At 68.8% G+C, this 16,371-nt stretch carries 14 protein-coding genes and 1 riboswitch; of the genes, 5 read left to right on the top strand and 9 right to left on the bottom strand.

Annotated features, from left to right (window positions below):
- The first annotated feature begins 23 nt into the window (after positions 1-23).
- Positions 24-2,564, top strand: coding sequence for an FtsX-like permease family protein (locus tag ACFYOY_RS42485; protein WP_351902406.1), 2,541 nt, complete (start codon positions 24-26; stop codon positions 2,562-2,564).
- A 76-nt stretch (positions 2,565-2,640) separates the two neighbouring features.
- Here the strand turns inward: ACFYOY_RS42485 and ACFYOY_RS42480 are convergent, their stop codons facing one another.
- The 9 genes from ACFYOY_RS42480 to ACFYOY_RS42440 form a co-directional block, all read right to left on the bottom strand.
- Positions 2,641-3,954, bottom strand: coding sequence for a cyclopropane-fatty-acyl-phospholipid synthase family protein (locus tag ACFYOY_RS42480; RefSeq protein WP_351902409.1), 1,314 nt, complete (start codon positions 3,952-3,954; stop codon positions 2,641-2,643).
- Between the two features lie 198 nt (positions 3,955-4,152).
- The gene (locus tag ACFYOY_RS42475) at positions 4,153-5,532 is read right to left on the bottom strand and encodes an NAD(P)/FAD-dependent oxidoreductase (protein WP_351902412.1); all 1,380 of its coding nucleotides are present in this window, start codon (positions 5,530-5,532) and stop codon (positions 4,153-4,155) included.
- A gap of 395 nt (positions 5,533-5,927) precedes the next feature.
- Entirely contained in the window at positions 5,928-6,887 is a 960-nt protein-coding gene (locus tag ACFYOY_RS42470) for a Ppx/GppA phosphatase family protein (protein ID WP_351902415.1), read from the bottom strand.
- Positions 6,884-7,432 (bottom strand): DUF501 domain-containing protein, encoded by a 549-nt coding sequence (locus ACFYOY_RS42465; RefSeq protein ID WP_351902418.1) that lies wholly within the window; start codon positions 7,430-7,432, stop codon positions 6,884-6,886. Before ACFYOY_RS42465 ends, ACFYOY_RS42470 begins: the two co-directional genes overlap by 4 nt.
- A gap of 69 nt (positions 7,433-7,501) precedes the next feature.
- A complete protein-coding gene (locus tag ACFYOY_RS42460) occupies positions 7,502-7,984 on the bottom strand; it encodes a septum formation initiator family protein (RefSeq protein ID WP_014061265.1) in 483 nt (160 codons plus the stop codon).
- 118 nt (positions 7,985-8,102) lie between these two features.
- The gene (gene eno, locus ACFYOY_RS42455; protein ID WP_093462405.1) at positions 8,103-9,383 is read right to left on the bottom strand and encodes a phosphopyruvate hydratase; all 1,281 of its coding nucleotides are present in this window, start codon (positions 9,381-9,383) and stop codon (positions 8,103-8,105) included.
- Positions 9,384-9,686: 303 nt separating this feature from the next.
- Complete coding sequence (locus ACFYOY_RS42450) at positions 9,687-10,373, bottom strand: transglycosylase family protein (RefSeq protein ID WP_351902422.1); 687 nt, start codon at positions 10,371-10,373, stop codon at positions 9,687-9,689.
- 7 nt (positions 10,374-10,380) lie between these two features.
- Positions 10,381-10,548, bottom strand: a riboswitch (cyclic di-AMP (ydaO/yuaA leader).
- A gap of 254 nt (positions 10,549-10,802) precedes the next feature.
- On the bottom strand, positions 10,803-11,801 hold the full coding sequence (locus tag ACFYOY_RS42445) for a transglycosylase family protein (protein ID WP_351902425.1): 999 nt from the start codon (positions 11,799-11,801) through the stop codon (positions 10,803-10,805).
- A gap of 146 nt (positions 11,802-11,947) precedes the next feature.
- Positions 11,948-13,225, bottom strand: a complete 1,278-nt coding sequence (locus tag ACFYOY_RS42440; protein ID WP_388593135.1) for a cytochrome P450 — start codon at positions 13,223-13,225, stop codon at positions 11,948-11,950.
- A gap of 651 nt (positions 13,226-13,876) precedes the next feature.
- Here ACFYOY_RS42440 and ACFYOY_RS42435 point away from each other — a divergent pair.
- The 4 genes from ACFYOY_RS42435 to ACFYOY_RS42420 are packed head-to-tail and all read left to right on the top strand — an operon-like array spanning position 13,877 to position 16,365.
- Positions 13,877-15,034, top strand: coding sequence for an ATP-binding protein (locus ACFYOY_RS42435; RefSeq protein WP_351902431.1), 1,158 nt, complete (start codon positions 13,877-13,879; stop codon positions 15,032-15,034).
- A complete protein-coding gene (locus tag ACFYOY_RS42430) occupies positions 15,031-15,432 on the top strand; it encodes a roadblock/LC7 domain-containing protein (RefSeq protein WP_216345818.1) in 402 nt (133 codons plus the stop codon). Before ACFYOY_RS42435 ends, ACFYOY_RS42430 begins: the two co-directional genes overlap by 4 nt.
- Positions 15,429-15,800 carry a DUF742 domain-containing protein gene (locus ACFYOY_RS42425; RefSeq protein WP_014061272.1) on the top strand — a complete coding sequence of 124 codons (372 nt, stop codon included), beginning with the start codon at positions 15,429-15,431 and terminating at the stop codon, positions 15,798-15,800. The genes ACFYOY_RS42430 and ACFYOY_RS42425 overlap by 4 nt, the downstream gene beginning before the upstream one ends.
- Positions 15,775-16,365: an ATP/GTP-binding protein gene (locus ACFYOY_RS42420; RefSeq protein WP_351902436.1), complete on the top strand. Its 591-nt coding sequence runs from the start codon at positions 15,775-15,777 to the stop codon at positions 16,363-16,365. The genes ACFYOY_RS42425 and ACFYOY_RS42420 overlap by 26 nt, the downstream gene beginning before the upstream one ends.
- Positions 16,366-16,371 lie beyond the last annotated feature (6 nt).

The following is a 16,371-nucleotide window of genomic DNA, read 5'->3' as shown; positions in this document are numbered from 1 at the left end:
CCCACCCCTCAGGACTGACACTCATGCTCCGTACAGCCCTGCGCAATGTGCTTGCGCACAAGGCCCGGTTGCTGATGACCGTGCTCGCCGTAATGCTCGGTGTGGCCTTCGTCGCCGGCACCCTGGTCTTCACCAACACCATCTCCGACGCCTACCAGAAGAGCTCCCAGAAGGGCTTCAAGGGCGTCGACGTCGCCATCACCCCCGACAAGAAGGATGACGACTCCAGCAACCCCGGTGACGCCCCCCGGCTGAGCCAGCAGGTGCTGGACAAGGCGGCCAAGGTGCCCGGCGCCGGCTCCGCCTTCGGTGTCGTGAAGGGCAACTCCGCCCTTGCCGACAAGAAGGGCGACCTGCTCGGCGGCGGCTTCTCCAACCTCGGCGGCAACTACTACCCGGGGACCGACGGCAAGGACCCCCGGTACACGATGACCGAGGGCCGCGCCCCCAAGGCCGCGGGTGAGATCGCGCTCGACTCCAAGACCGCCGAGCGCGGCAAGTACAAGACCGGGGACTCCATCCGGGTCTCCGTCGACGGCCCGGTGCGCACCGAGAAGGTCGTCGGCGTCTTCACCACCGACGACGGCAATGTCGCGGCTGGCGGCACCCTCGCGCTGTACGACACGGTCACCGCCCAGAAGCTGTTCGCCAAGCCCGGGCAGTTCGACGAGATCGACGTGAAGGCCGCCGCGGGCACCTCGCAGGCCACGCTGAAGTCCGCGATCGACAAGGTCCTGCCCGAGCAGGCCAAGGCCACCACCGGCAAGAAGCTCGCCAAGGACCAGGCCAAGGCGATCGAAGAGGGCATGAGCAGCATGCAGACCGCGATGCTGGTGTTCGCCGGGATCGCGCTCTTCGTCGGCATCTTCATCATCGTCAACACCTTCTCCATGCTGGTCGCCCAGCGCACCAGGGAGCTCGCCCTGATGCGCGCGGTGGGTGCGACCCGCCGTCAGGTGACCCGCTCGGTGCTGATCGAGGCCACCTTCGTCGGCGCCGTCGCGGCCGTGGTGGGCCTCGCCGCTGGTGTCGGCATCGGCGCCGCGCTGCGCTCGGTGCTCAACTCCACCGGGGCCAGCGTCCCGGACGGTCCGCTGATCGTCGCGCCGACCACCGTGCTGGTCTCGGTGCTCGTGGGCGTCGTGGTGACCGTGCTCTCCGCCTGGCTGCCCGGCCGCCGCGCCGCCAAGATCCCGCCGGTCGCCGCGATGAACAGCGTGCACGCCGCGCCGACCACCCGTGGTCTGGTGGTCCGCAACACCATCGGCTCGATCCTCGCCGCGGCCGGTATCGCTCTGGTGGTGGCCGGTGCGGGCATGGGCGGCGACGGCCAGGGCCCGATGGCGTTCGGCGCGGCCGTCCTGGTGATCGGCGTCTTCGTCCTCACCCCGCTGCTGTCCCGCCCGCTGATCGCCGCCTCCTCCCCGGTGCTGCGGCTCTTCGGGATGCCCGGCAAGCTGGCCCGGCAGAACGCGGTGCGCAACCCGCGCCGTACCGCCGCCACCGCCTCCGCCCTGATGGTCGGCCTCACCCTGATCACCGGTATGACGGTGATCGCGGGGAGCATGCAGAAGGGCATCGACAAAATGGCCGCCGACGGCCTGAAGTCCGACTACGTCGTCAGCATGGGCGGAACCAGCCCGCGGCCGCTGTCGCCGGATGTGTCCAAGACCCTGACGAAGCTGCCCGAGGTCACCGCGATCAGCCCGCTGCGCTCCTCCCCGGCCCGGGTCGCCGGTGACACCGACACCCTGACGGGCGTCGACCCCAAGGCCATCAAGGACCTGGTGAACGTGGACTTCACCGAGGGCTCGTTCGGCGCGCTCGGGGGCACCAAGGTCCTCATCGATGACAAGATCGCCGACAAGCACCACTGGAAGGTCGGCTCCACCATCCCGGTGACCTACGAGGACGGCAGCAGCGGCCGGCTGACCGTGGGCGGTGTCTACGAGGGCAACCAGATGATCCGCGGGGTCATGCTCGACAACGCCACGGTCACCCCGCACATGACGACCGTCGCCGACTTCCAGGTGATGCTGAAGACCAAGAGCGGCGCGACGCAGGACACCAAGGACCTGCTGAAGAAGACGCTCGGCGACAACCCCGCGATCAAGATCCAGAACAAGCAGGACACCTCCGACGAGATCGCCAGTGCCTTCACCCTGATGCTGAACATGCTCTACGGGCTGCTCGGCATGGCCGTGATCGTCGCGGTGCTCGGGGTCATCAACACCTTGGCGATGTCGGTCTTCGAACGGTCCAAGGAGATCGGCATGCTGCGGGCGATCGGCCTGGACCGGGCCGGTATCAAGCGGATGGTGCGGCTGGAGTCCCTGGTCATCTCGCTCTTCGGCGGGGTGCTCGGCCTCGGCCTCGGCGTCTTCTTCGGCTGGGCGGCCGGTGAGCTGATCGCCACCGAGCTGCCGAGCTACGAGCTGGTGCTGCCGTGGGCCCGGATGGGTCTGTTCGTGGTGATGTCCGCGTTCGTCGGCGTGATCGCCGCGCTGTGGCCGGCCCGGCGGGCCTCCAAGCTCAACATGCTGGCGGCCATCAAGGCCGAGTAGCCGCGAGCCGATCGGCGAACCACTACCGGACGTCCCCGTCCGCCCCCTCTCCGGGGCGGACGGGGACGTCCGCGTTTCAGCCGCGCCAGTCGCGGGCGCGCAGCGGCAGCCCCGAGGTCCCGCTCTCGGGGGTGCGGACGGCGAGGATCTGGTTGACCCCGATCCGGTTGCGTTCGAAGGAGAGGGCGGAGGCCGCCATGTAGAGCCGCCAGACCCGGGCCCGGCCCGGGGAGGTCAGCCGCATGGCCTGGGTCCAGGACCGCTCCAGGTTGGCGACCCAGCTGCGCAGCGTGAGCGCGTAATGCTCACGGATGGCCTCCACATCGCGCACCTCGAAGCCCGCCTCCTCCAGCTGGGTGACGGTCCGGCCGACCGGGGCGAGCTCACCGTCGGGGAAGACGTAGCGGTCGATAAACTCGTCCACGTGGTACGCCTCTTCGTCCGGCTGGGGGCGCCGGGCGATCTGGTGGTTCAGCACCCGCCCGCCGGGCCGCAGCAGCCGGTGCAGGATGGCGGTGTACTCGGCGTAGCGCACGGAGCCCACGTGCTCGGCCATGCCGATGGAGGAGATGGCGTCGTAGGGCCCGTCCGGAACCTCGCGGTAGTCCTGGACCCGGATCTCCACCTGGTCGGTGAGCCCGGCGTCCGCGATGCGCTTGCGGGCGTACGCCGCCTGCTCCTCGGAGAGCGTGACGCCGACGGCGCGCACCCCGTACTCGCGGGCCGCGTGCAGCACCATCGAGCCCCAGCCGCACCCCACGTCCAGCAGCCGCTGGCCCGGCTGCAGGGCCAGCTTGCGGCAGACGAGGTCCAGCTTGGCGCGCTGGGCGTCCTCGAGCGCCGAATCCGGTCTGTCCCAGTAGGCGCAGGAGTAGACCATCGAGGGGCCGAGCACCAGCTCGTAGAAGTCGTTGCCGACGTCGTAGTGGTGGCTGATGGCCTTCTTGTCGCGGCGCAGGGAGTGCAGCGGGCCGAAGCTGGTCCGCGCCTCCTCGTGGGGCGGGGCCGGCGGCAGCCCCGGCCCGGCGAGCGCGATCAGCTTCCGGGCGGCGGTGCGCAGCGCGGGGTCGCGCAGCGCCTGGAGACCGGTGCTGAGCCGGGACCGCGGCGCGGTGGCGGGGCCGCGCTCCCACAGCAGCCCGGACAGGCGCTCCAGGGCGTCGTACAGATCGCCCTCGACATCGAGGTCTCCGGCGACCCAGGCACGGGCCAGGCCCAGCTCGCCCGGCCGCCACAGCAGCCGGCGCAGCGCGCGGCGGCGCCGGATGACCAGGGTGGGGGCGCCGGGCGGGCCGGCCTCGCTGTGGTCCCAGGCGCGGACGCGGATCGGGAGGGGCTCTCCCAGCACCTCCTTGGCCAGGGTGGCGATCCGCCCAGCGGCGTCGGACATGTCACACCTCCGTGATGGCGAGTCAGGAAGATTCACTCACCACGTAAACACCATGGAACCCGCTTTACAGTCCCGCCGACACGTCTGGAATCGGTAAAACAGCTTCAAAAGGCGGGCCATCTGCGGGCAGACGAAAGGGCGTCCGCCCCACGGATGGCGGACGCCCTCGGCGTCGGATGTGCGGGTCCGGCCCGGAGGTCAGGACGCCTTGGCCTTCTCGGCCGGTGCCGACGGCTTGGCCGCGGCGGCGGCGCTGACCGGGGAGGCGGCCTCGTAGAACTCCTCCCGGGGGTTCTCGATGGCGCCGAGCGAGACGACCTCGCGCTTGAGGAACATCCCCAGCGTCCAGTCGGCGATCACCCGGATCTTGCGGTTGAAGGTCGGCATGGCCATGCCGTGGTAGCCACGGTGCATGTACCAGGCGAGACGGCCCTTCAGCTTGATCTTCATCTTGCCGAAGACGATCATCGCGACGCCCTTGTGGAGGCCCAGGCCCGCGACGGCGCCCTTGTTGGCGTGCTTGTACTCGCCCTGCGGGAAGCCCCGCATACCGGAGATCACGTTGTCACCGAGGACCTTGGCCTGGCGCAGCGCGTGCTGGGCGTTCGGCGGGCACCAGGCGCCCTCGCCGACGGCGAGGTCCGGCACCTGGGCGTTGTCGCCGGCGGCCCAGATGTAGTCGGTGCCCTGGACCTGGAGGGTCGGGGCGGTGTCCACATGGCCGCGCGGGCCGAGCGGCAGGCCGAAGCGGGCCAGCGCCGGGTTGGGCTTGACGCCGGCGGTCCACACGATGGTGTTGGAGTCGACCTCGAGGCCGTTCTTGAGGACGACATGGCCGTCGATGCAGGAGTCCATCGAGGTCTTGAGGTAGACCTCGACACCGCGCTTCTGCAGGTGCTCCAGACCCCACTGGCCCAGCTTCGGGCCGACCTCGGGGAGGATCTTGTCGGCGGCGTCGACGAGCACGAAGCGCATGTCCTCGCGCTTCACGTTCGGGTAGTACTTGGCCGCGTCGCGGGCCATGTCCTCGATCTCACCGATAGTCTCCGCGCCGGCGAAGCCACCGCCGACGAAGACGAAGGTGAGCGCCTTGCGGCGGATCTCCTCGTCCGTGGTGGAGTCGGCCTTGTCGAGCTGCTCGAGGACGTGGTTGCGCAGGCCGATGGCCTCCTCTATGCCCTTCATACCGATGCCGTTCTCCGCGAGACCGGGGATCGGGAAGGTGCGGGAGACCGCGCCGAGGGCGATGACCAGGTAGTCGAAGGGCAGCTCGTACGTCTCGCCGACGAGCGGCTGGATGACAGCGACCTTGCGGTCCTGGTCGATGGTCGACACTCGGCCGGTGAGGACCTCCGCCTTGGGGAGCACGCGCCGCAGCGGAACCACGACGTGGCGCGGGGAGATGCTGCCGGCCGCAGCTTCGGGGAGGAAGGGCTGGTACGTCATGTACGAGCGGGGGTCGACGACCGTGACGGTCGCCTCGCCGTACCGCATCTTCTTGAGGATGCGGCGTGCCGCGTACAGGCCTACGTACCCACCGCCTACAACGAGGATCCTGGGACGCTCCGTGGTGCTCATGTTTCGAGTATCCAGCACCCTCCGAGGGGGACCTCGTGAGCCCCTTCACAAGCATGGTGACGGTATCTGCTACACTCCGCCGCCCCCGTGACGGATGCCATATCGACGGAGGGGAACCACACGGCGGATCGGCACGTTCCCGCCCCCTCTGAGCAGGGCTTGTGGTTGAACTCGGGAGTAGACCAGGCGGTCCGCACCGGGGCCCGCGACACCCCCCTGACACCTCACGATCCGGTCAGCGACGGGACCCGGCCACCGAAACCGCCCCGGAGGGCCGCATCGGTCGGCCACCAGGCGCCTTTTTCATGTGAAGAGTTTCACGAACTTTCTCGGAGGCGGTTCACGGACGGCCCCCGAAGGGGGTTCCGTGGCCGCTCATACGTTATTCCGCCCGCTCAGGCGATGCTCCAGGCGATGCCGTCGAGGATGTCATGCTCGCTCACCACGACCTCCTGGGCGCCGGTCCTTTCCATGATCGAAAGCAGGATGAGCGCCCCCGCGCCGATCACATCGACCCGCCCCGGGTGCATCACCGGAATCTCCGCCCGCTCGGCGTGGGTGGAGCCGAGCAGCTTCGCGGTGATCTCGCGGACCTGGTCGACGGTGATCCGCGAGTGGTGGATCGCGGAGGAGTCGTACTCCTGCAGACCCAGCGCGATCCCGGCCACGGTGGTGACCGAACCGGCCAGCCCGACCAGCGCGTGGCCGTCCGCGGGACGGCAGGCACGGGTGAGCGGCACGGTCCGCTCGGCGAGGTCCAGCGCCGCGTCCACATCGCCCTTTATCGCGGCGAGCTGATCCTCCGTCGGGGGATCGGTGATCCGGCCGTCCGCCACCAGATGGCGCTCGGTCAGCCGGACGCAGCCGATGTCCACGCTGCGGGCCGCGCGCACCCCCTCGCCGCCCTCGACGAACTCCGTCGAACCGCCGCCGATGTCCACCACCAGATACGGCCCGGCCACATGATCATGACCCATGAGCTCCTTGGTGGCCCCGGTGAAGGAGAACTCCGCCTCCTGGTCCCCGGTGATCACCTCGGGTTCCACGCCCAGGATCTCCACGACCCCGCGCACGAACTCCTCGCGGTTCTCGGCGTCGCGGGAGGCGGAGGTGGCCACGAAGCGGATGCGCTCGGCGCCCAGCTCCCGGATGACCTGCGCATACTCGCGGCAGGCGGCGAAGGTGCGCTCCAGGGCCTCGGGGGCGAGCCGGCCCGTGCGGTCCACGCCCTGACCCAGCCGGACGATCTTCATCCGGCGGTCGAGCTGGCTCAGCTCCCCGGTGGCCGGATCGGCGTCCGCCACCAGCAGCCGGATCGAGTTGGTGCCGCAGTCCACGGCGGCGACGCGGGTCATGCGCGCTCCTCCCGGCCCGTGCCCTCGGCCTCGCAGGGGCTCACACACGGGCCCTTGCGCCACCACTCCGGCAGCATCGCGAGCGCCTCGTCCCCGAGCGGATTGACCCCGGGCCCGGCCGCGAGGGCGTGGGCGACCAGGACGTGCAGGCACTTCACCCGGTCCGGCATCCCGCCCGCGCTGGGGAAGCCCTGGAGCACCTCGATGGCGTCGCGGCGCGCGATGTAGTCCTCGTGGGCGGCGCGGTAGGCGGCGGCGAGCTCGGGGTCGGTGGCCAGCCGGGCCGTCATCTCCTTCATCACGCCCTCGGCCTCCAGCGTGCCGATCGCGGACGCGGCGCGCGGACAGGTCAGGTAATAGAGGGTGGGGAAGGGCGTACCGTCCTCGAGCCGCGGCGCGGTCTCCACGACGTCCGGATTGCCGCAGGGGCAGCGGTGCGCGATCGCACGCAGACCCCGGGGCACACGGCTGAGCTGCTCCCGTACGGCGTGAATGTCCGCGTCGGTGGGCGCGGTGGGCTCCGTCTGGGGCGGGGGCGTATCCATGAGTGGGAAAGTTCTTCTTCTTCGTTTCGATTCGTCACCGGGTGCGACTGGTGGCCGGAGCGCGGCGCCTCAGCGGCGCGCGCTGCCCGCCCCCGCCGCGTCCGCCGTGTCCACGGCGTCCCAGAGGTTGGAGTACCAGGGGCGGCCGGCCGCGCCCTGGTCGGTGGAGCGCTCGGTGGAGCCGCTGCCGTCCACCACGCTGTAGCCGGTCTCCCCCGGCATCAGGAAGTGCAGCCGCTCCCGGGCCTGCTGCTCGGTGTAGGCGGGGTCACGCAGCCGGGCCTTCCGCTCCCGCAGCTTCTTCACGTCCTCACGGGCCCGCTGTGCCTCGCTCCGCTGCTCGGCGATGTCGGAGCGCTGGGAGATGTACTGCCGCATCGGGTAGGCGAGCGCCACCACGAGGGAGCAGACGACCAGCGCCAGCAGGGCCGCGCGGCCGGTCAGCCGGCCCCGGCGGCGCTTGGTCCGCACCCGGTAGACCCGGGCGGCGGCGTGCTCGCCGAGCGCCTTGAGCCTGGTCGCGGTGGAGAACCGTTCGCGATCCGCCGGCACGTCGCCTCCCCGGTGATGACTTCGCTTGAGTGACGCGTAACGCCGTCCCCGGTCACGGTACGGGACCGCGGCCGGGGACGGGTGTCAGACGTGTCTGCTACTTGAGGTCGTACGCAGGTCAGCCCTTGAAGCGCGGGAAGGCCGAGCGGCCCGCGTACACCGCGGCGTCGTCGAGGATCTCCTCGATGCGCAGCAGCTGGTTGTACTTGGCCACCCGCTCGGAGCGGGCCGGGGCGCCGGTCTTGATCTGGCCGCAGTTGGTGGCGACGGCCAGGTCGGCGATGGTGACGTCCTCGGTCTCACCGGAGCGGTGCGACATCATGCACTTGTAGCCGCTGCGCTGGGCCAGCTCGACGGCGTCGAGGGTCTCGGTCAGCGAGCCGATCTGGTTGACCTTGACCAGCAGGGCATTCGCGGTGTCGCTGTCGATACCGCGGGAGAGCCGCTCGGGGTTGGTGACGAAGAGGTCGTCGCCGACCAGCTGGACCTTGTCACCGAGCTGCTCGGTGATGGTCTTCCAGCCGTCCCAGTCCTCCTCGTTCAGCGGGTCCTCGATGGAGACCAGCGGGTACGCGGCGACCAGCTCGGCGTAGTACGAGGTCATCTCGGCGGCGGTGCGGGACTTGCCCTCGAACTCGTACGACCCGTCCTTGTAGAACTCGGAGGCGGCGACGTCGAGCGCGAGCGCGATGTCCTGGCCCGGCTGGTAGCCGGCCTTCTTGATCGCCTCGAGGATCAGGTCGAGGGCCTCACGGTTGGAGCCGAGGTTCGGCGCGAAGCCGCCCTCGTCGCCGAGGCCGGTGGACAGGCCGCGCTCCTTCAGCACGGACTTCAGGGTGTGGTAGACCTCGGCGCCCCAGCGCACGGCCTCGGAGAAGGACTCCGCGCCGATCGGCGCGATCATGAACTCCTGGATGTCCACATTGGAGTCGGCGTGCGATCCGCCGTTGAGGATGTTCATCATCGGGACCGGCAGCAGATGGGCGTTCGGGCCGCCGAGGTAACGGAAGAGCGGGAGGTCGGACGCCTCGGAGGCGGCGTGCGCGACCGCGAGGGAGACGCCGAGGATGGCGTTGGCACCGAGCGAGGACTTGTCCGGGGTGGCGTCCAGGTCGAACATCGCCTGGTCGATCAGGCGCTGCTCGGTGGCGTCGTAGCCGACCAGCTCGGGGCCGATCTGCTCGATGACGGCGAGGACGGCCTTCTCCACGCCCTTTCCGTTGTAGCGGTTCTTGTCGCCGTCACGGAGCTCGAGGGCCTCGAAGGCGCCGGTGGAGGCGCCGGACGGAACGGCGGCACGGCCGGTGCTGCCGTCGTCGAGGCCGACCTCGACCTCGACCGTGGGGTTGCCTCGCGAGTCGAGGATCTCGCGAGCTACGACGACGTCGATGGACGGCACGAGGTTCTCCTTCGTATGGGTCTGCGGTAGCAGCACGAGCCTAACGGGCCGGGAGGGCTGCACCCCGCGTTCGCCCGCCCCACGAGACAGGGGCGTGACACAAAAAGCCAGATTCTGAATCACATATCCAGATTTCTGGTGAATCGGAAGATGAAGGAGCCCCGGTGGGGCGCGCCATAGGGGCGGCACGCCCCGACCGGGGCTCGTCTCAGGGTGCTCGGGCGGCGGCCTCAGGGGACTCGGAGGGGTCCTCGGGAGACTCGGGAGGAGTCCTCAGGCCGCGGCCGCGACCGTGACCGTGGCTCAGCCGAGGTGCAGCTTCTGGCCCGGGTAGATCAGGTCGGCCTTCTCCACGATGTCCTCGTTCAACTTGAAGAGCTTCTTCCAGCCGCCCTTGACGTGGTGCTCCTTGGCGATCTTGCCAAGGGTGTCACCGGACTTGACCTTGTACTCGCCGTCACCCTTCTTGATCGGGCCACGGGGCTGCTCACGCGTGGCGCGCTCGGGCGCGGTGTGCGGCTGCGCCTTCGGCTGGGCAGGCTGGGCGGCCGGGGCCGACTTGGTGGAGGCCGAGGGCTGGTCCTGCGAACCGGAGGGCGCGGACGGCGCGGACGGGCTGCCGCCGGAGGTCAGACCCTTGCCGCAGACCGGCCAGGCGCCCTTGCCCTGGCTGCCGAGGACCTTCTCGGCGATCTGGATCTGCTGGGCCTTGCTGGCCTTGTCCGCGGTGGGGGCGTAGGCGGTGCCGCCGTACGCGGCCCAGGTGGAGCTCGAGAACTGCAGGCCGCCGTAGTAGCCGTTGCCGGTGTTGATCGACCAGTTGCCACCGGCCTCGCACTGCGCGACCTGGTCCCACTGGGAGCTGGTGGCCGCGGAGGCGGAGGTCGCCCCGATGAGGGGCGCCGCCACGGCGGCACCGGCGAGACCGGTGAGCGCGGCGATACGGGTGGCCTTGGAGGGACGGCGGTGCTTCCCGTTGGACTTCAGCATCGTTGGTTCGTTTCCTCACCGACGCCTACGAGGTGAGCTGTCGGGTTCGGACGTGAGTTGCCCGGCCGGTCGCGATGATCGCTCCCGGCTTCACCCCTAGCCGACGAGCCCGTGTCCACAGGCCACTCGGCACCTACCTTGGGTCCCCCGCTCCTGCCTTCGGCGCTGACGCGTCGGTTCCCCCCGACCGCCGGCAGGATTCGGCGTGACGATCGACGGTGCCCGCGGTGGCGAGCGGAAAGACGTTAAACACACCTCCCGAGAACGTTCAAACACCCCAATGGCAGCGAATGGGGCTGTAATTGATCTCACTCGGCCCACATCGGCGCAGGTAGGGCCGGGTGAGGAGAGATCGGACACGAGGTGCGGCCCGGAAATTGTGACGAGATGTATGTCTCACCGGAACCAGATCGGGCAATTCCCCCCGAATCACTGCGCCCTGATGGAGAGGTCGAGTCGCTGACCAGGGATGATCAGGTCGGGGTCGATTCCGATGAGGTCCTCGTTGCTCTCGTAGAGCCCTTCCCAACCTCGGGACACATTCCGGTCCTCGGCGATGCCTGACAGGTTGTCACCGGGGCGAACAGTGTAATCGTCGTCCGTGGGGCTCTGGTCGCGGTCCGCGGCGTCACGCGAAGCGTGGCGCCCGGAGGGCTGCCCGTCCGCCGCATCGCCGTCCTCGGCCCGCTCCCCGGCGTCCGGGGAGCCGCGGTGGCGGCCGGAGGGCGAGGGGTCGGCGGAGGGATCCGACGAGGACCCCTTCGAGCCGTCCGACGCCGAGTCGTCCGAGGCCGGGTCATCCGAGGCCGAACCGTCCGACGTCGGGGTGTCCGATGCCGAGCCGTCCAGTCCGTCGGGGGACTTGGAGGTGCGGGGGGCCTCCGACTCCTCGGTCGATCCGGACGAATCCGGCTCACCGGCGCTGCCGGACGTCCCCGAACGGTCCGACTCCGCGGAGGAGGAGCCGTCCCGTCCCCGGTCCCCCACCTCGCCCCGGCCCGTCCCCGGGTCCGCGGTGGCCGTGCCACCGGGGTCCACATCGGGGGCGCCGGAGCCGTCGGTGAGCCCTGCACCCAGCGCACAGCTCGGCCAGGCGTCGGGGCCGCGGTCGCCGAGGATCGACTGGGCGACGGATATCTGCTGGGAGCGGCTGGCCAGGTCGGGGCGCGGGGCGTACTCCGTGCCGCCGTAGTCCTTCCACATGTCGAGGGTCAGCTGGAGTCCGCCGTAGAAGCCGTTGCCCTCGTTGGCGCTCCACATGCCGCCGCTCTCGCACTCGGCGACCTGATCCCAGGTGGAGGTCTGGGCGGCCTGTGCGCCGGACGCCCCGAAGAGGGGCAGGGCGATGCTCGCTCCCGTGACCCCCGCCGCGACGATGATGGCCGGAGCCTGACGGGGGCGACGGTGTCGACCATTACCGGAACGCATGCGATTGCCCTCTCTATGGCGAACTCGGTTGCCGGTGAACATAGCGAGGGCACTCGATCATCACAAGCCGATGTATCCCAGGTCACGCCGAGGTCACATGGCTGATCATTCGTCACCAATGTCCGTACGTACGGGGCTTGGACGCCTCAGCGGTCCGCGGAATTCCAGGTCACCGGGAGCGTGCGCAGCCCGCGCATGATGAGCCCGCCGCGCCACCGCAGATCCTCCGGATCCGCCGCGAGCCGCAGTCCGGGCAGGCGCCGCAGCAGGGTGGCGATCGCGGTCTGCGCCTCCAGCCGGGCGAGCGGGGCGCCGAGGCAGTAGTGGATGCCGTGGCCGTAGCCGAGGTGCTGGTTGTCGCGGCGGGTGAGGTCGAGGACGTCGGGCTCCGCGAACCGCTCGGGGTCCCGGTCGGCGGCGGCGAGCACCACCAGCACCGGCTCCCCTTCGGCGATGTGCTGCCCCGCGAGGGCGAGCGGCTCGGTGGCGAACCGCCAGGTGGCGATCTCCACGGGCCCGTCGTAGCGCAGCAGCTCCTCGACCCCGGCGGCCAGCAGCCGCTCGTCCCCTTCTTCCAGGGCCCGCCGCATGACGGCGCGCTGCTCCGGATGGCGCAGGAGTGCGTAGACGCCGTTGCCGATGAGGTTGACGGTGGTCTCGAAGCCGGCGAACAAGAGGATGAAGGCCATGGCCGCGGCCTCGTTCTCGGTGAGGTGCTCACCGTGGTCGCTGGCCCGGATCAGCCCCGAGATCAGATCCTCCCCGTCCTCTTCTTCCCTCCGCTCCACGAGCTCCAGGCGCTTGCGGTGGATCAGCTCGCCGAGATACGCGCGGATCCTCTTCACGGCGCGGGCCACTCCGCCGCGCGGGCCGCCGCCGTGCCGGATCATCGCGCCGGCCCAGTCCCGGAAGTCGTCCTGGTCCTCGCGCGGCACCCCGAGCAGATCGCAGATCGCATAAATAGGGAGAGGGAAGGCGAACTCATGGATGAGGTCCGCCTCTCCCCCTTCCTCGAAGGCGTCGATGAGCTGATCGGTGAGGGTCTGCACCCGAGGGGCGAACGCGGCGACCCGGCGCGGGGTGAACGCCTTGGACACCAGCCGCCGCAGCCGGGTGTGGTCCGGAGGGTCGATATTGAGCAGATGTGTCATCAGGTCGGCACGTTGTTCGCCGGGAATGCCCACCTTGCCCTTTGCGTGGGCCGCCGCGCTGTGCCGCTGGGGGTTCTTGGAGAGCCGGGGATCGGCCAGCGCCTTCCTGGCATCGGCGTAACGGGTCACCAGCCAGGCGTCGACACCACTGGGCAGCGTGGTCCGGTGCACCGGGGCGTGCTCGCGTAGCCAGGCGTACGCAGGGTAGGGATCGGTGGCGAACTCCCAGGTGAAGAGGGTGGGAGCGGAGCTGTCACGGGGCTGTTCCGACACGCCCCGACGATACCCGCGCCCAGTCGCCCCCTCCGGCCTGTCGGAAGTAACGGGCAACACGAGAAATAAGTGAATAAGCAGAACAAAGAGAATAAGGGAGTAATGACCGGGATGAATGTCTAGCGGAATTCCCCATTCATCTCCACACACCCTTCACCACCCGCGCACAGCGCGGGTCGAATGCCCGGATATCTGATGGCTGCGACCGCCGTTCGGTGGTTGCCCGCGCCGCCCCGATACGAACCCCCGGGACATGCCCTGACGTCGGTCAACGCGGTGAACTGACGGTGTGGCTGAGACGGCGTCAGGTGAACGAATGGGACTGGGGCACATGCACGGGGCCCAGTGATACCGGTGATACGATCACCGCGCTTGCCAGGCGAGCCAAGGGCGCGTAAGACACACGGCGATCCGGCACATCAGCCGAGAGGATCCCCACTCTGAGGAGCATTATGCCGCCAGTTGGGCATATGGAGCCGTTCCGGCGCACCGACGCCTGCGCGCTGCCGTCGGCAAGACGAGTGCGATGTCCCCGGAACCCGCGGGCGCCGTACGGGCGCTGACTTACCGCTGCTCAGGCACATTCCAGACGCATAACGCACCACACCTCCCTAAAGTCCCTGGCGGTCTAGTCGTTTAAAGAGAGTCTTAATGACGCAATATCTACAGGATCCAGCACTCTGGGCCCTGATCGCTGGCACGCCTCTCGCCGCAACCGCCATTATTCGCGGGCGAAAGGCGCGGGCGAATCTGCGCCAGGAGAAGGCGGAGCTAGAGAAACGCGCGGCCGACCTCGAGAACAATTACGCCGACGCGGTGCAGGAGGCGCACAACCGCGCCGAAGAGGCCACCAAGAGCGCGCTGAAGTCCGCTATGCGTACGCTTCAGGGTCTCGCCAACGAGCAGCAGTTGGCCATCTCCAAGACGCAGGACAAATACGGCGAGCATCAGCTTCTCCAGGACCTCCTGGAGATCGACCACATGAACTCGCAGTTCGGGCGGCGTGCGCAGTCCATCGCGGTGCTGTGTGACGGCTGGCTGGGCCGGCAGCGTGCGGTCGCGTCGGTGTACGACGTGGTCCGCAGCGCCAAGGGCCGTATCCGTCACTACACCCGGGTGGAAATCCGCTCACAGAGCAACTTCGCACTGGTCAGCCGGGCCGTGGAACCGGTCGCGCTGGCGCTGGCCGAGCTTTTGGACAACGCGACCAGTTACTCCGCGCCCGACTCGCCGATCGACATCACCATCCGCACCGTCCCCAAGGGCGTCTGCGTCATCATCGACGACGCCGGTGTCGGTATGAACGAGGAGGAGAAGAACCGGGCGGACAAGCTGCTCTCGGCCACGCACGCCACCGGTGTGACAGGACTGGGCAATCCGCCGCAGTTCGGTTTCGCGGTGATCGGTGTGCTCGCCGCGCGCTACGGCTTCACGGTGTCCGTCGATTCGGCCTCTCCCTACGGTGGTGTACGCGCGGTCGTGCTTCTCCCCGAGGACCTTCTGACCAATATGCCCGAGCCGGAAGAGCAGCCGACGACCCACGTTCCCGCCGAGGCCCAGCAGCCGCAGCCGAGCGGTTCCACCATGACCGGTTCCACCGTCAGCGGTTCGACCGTGAGCGGTGCCACCGCCGGGGGCTTGCCCAAACGTCGCCGTAAGGGCTCGATTTCCATCGTCCCCAGAGCGGACTCCACCAGTGCCCCGGCACGGACGAGCGAGGAATCCGCATCGATCATGGGCGCGTTCCAGCGCGGCACGCAGTCCGGACGCTCAGCAAACCCGAACAGGGAAGGGCATGATCCTCAGTGAACAACGACCTGTCATGGATGCTTGAGAGCGCCCTGGAAGTACCAGGGGCTCGTCATGCGATCCTGGTCTCCGCCGACGGTCTGCTGATGGCCCGTTCTCAAGAGGTCAAAAAGGACGAGGCCGACACCGTCGCCGCGGCGATGAGCGGCATCCAGTCGCTGAGCCGCACCATGGCCGGCTTCTGCGGTGGCACCCATATGACATGGCGCCAGACCCTGGTCGAGTTCGACGGTGGCTGGGTCTTCCTCATCTCCGCGGGTGAGGGCGCGTATCTGGCGGTCTCCTCCGCCCCGGACGTCGACATGGCCGACATCACCTTCCGGATGCAGCAGCTTGTCGGGCAGCTCGGCAAGGCGCTGTCCACACCACCTCGCGAAAACACCGGAATTCAGGCATGACGGCACCAGGCGAGCAAGAGCCCCAGTCCGCTCAATTAGTGCGACCGTATGTCATCACCAACGGTCGCGGGCTTCCGGAGAACGACCAGTTCAACCTGATCACGCTGGTCACCGCCTCCGAACAGAGACCTCCCAGTCAGCTCGACCCGGAGAAGCGCAGCCTCTTGGAGCTGTGCGCGGGTGGCTATCTCTCGGTTGCCGAGATAGCGGGGCATATGGGTCTCCCGATCGGCATCGTGAAGGTCCTGCTGTCCGATCTCTCATCGGACGGATACCTGATCACCCGTGCCCCCGCGCCTCCCGCGCAGCTTGTCGACGTTTCGCTCCTTCAGGAGGTGCTGGATGGGCTCCAGGCCCGTTTCGGATGACGACGTCTATCTGAACGAAGCGGTGCAGATCGCGGCCAAGATCCTCGTCGTGGGGCATTTCGCGGTCGGAAAGACGACGTTCATCGGCACCATGTCCGAGATTCCTCCGCTGCGCACCGAGGAGCGGATGACTCAGGCCGGAGCCCACGTCGACGACCTCATGGGCACCCGAGGCAAGACCACGACCACCGTGGCCATGGACTTCGGCCGTCTCACGCTGAGCGAGAGGCTTGTCCTGTATCTGTTCGGCACGCCCGGACAGGAGCGCTTCGTCCAGGTGTGGGAGGACATGACCCGAGGCGCTCTCGGGGCACTGATCCTCGTCGATCCCGAACGCATCAAGGAATCCTTCCCGGTGATCGACCTGGTGGAGCACTACGGACTCCCCTATGCGATTTCCGTCAATCACTTCGACGGCACGCCGGTCCGCCCCGACGCAGAATTGCGCGAGGCGCTCGATCTGCTGCCCGAGACCCCCATCGTCACCTGTGACGCACGTGACGAGAAGTCATCGGCCAATGCCCTGATGGCGCTTGTCCGTTACCTACAGGAACGTACCCGCTAGGAGCAC

This window comes from Streptomyces sp. NPDC007875, from assembly GCF_042868035.1.
GTDB lineage: Bacteria > Actinomycetota > Actinomycetes > Streptomycetales > Streptomycetaceae > Streptomyces > Streptomyces antimycoticus.
Note: the sequence above shows the minus strand (reverse complement) of the source record. Positions and strands in the feature narration are given on the sequence as shown.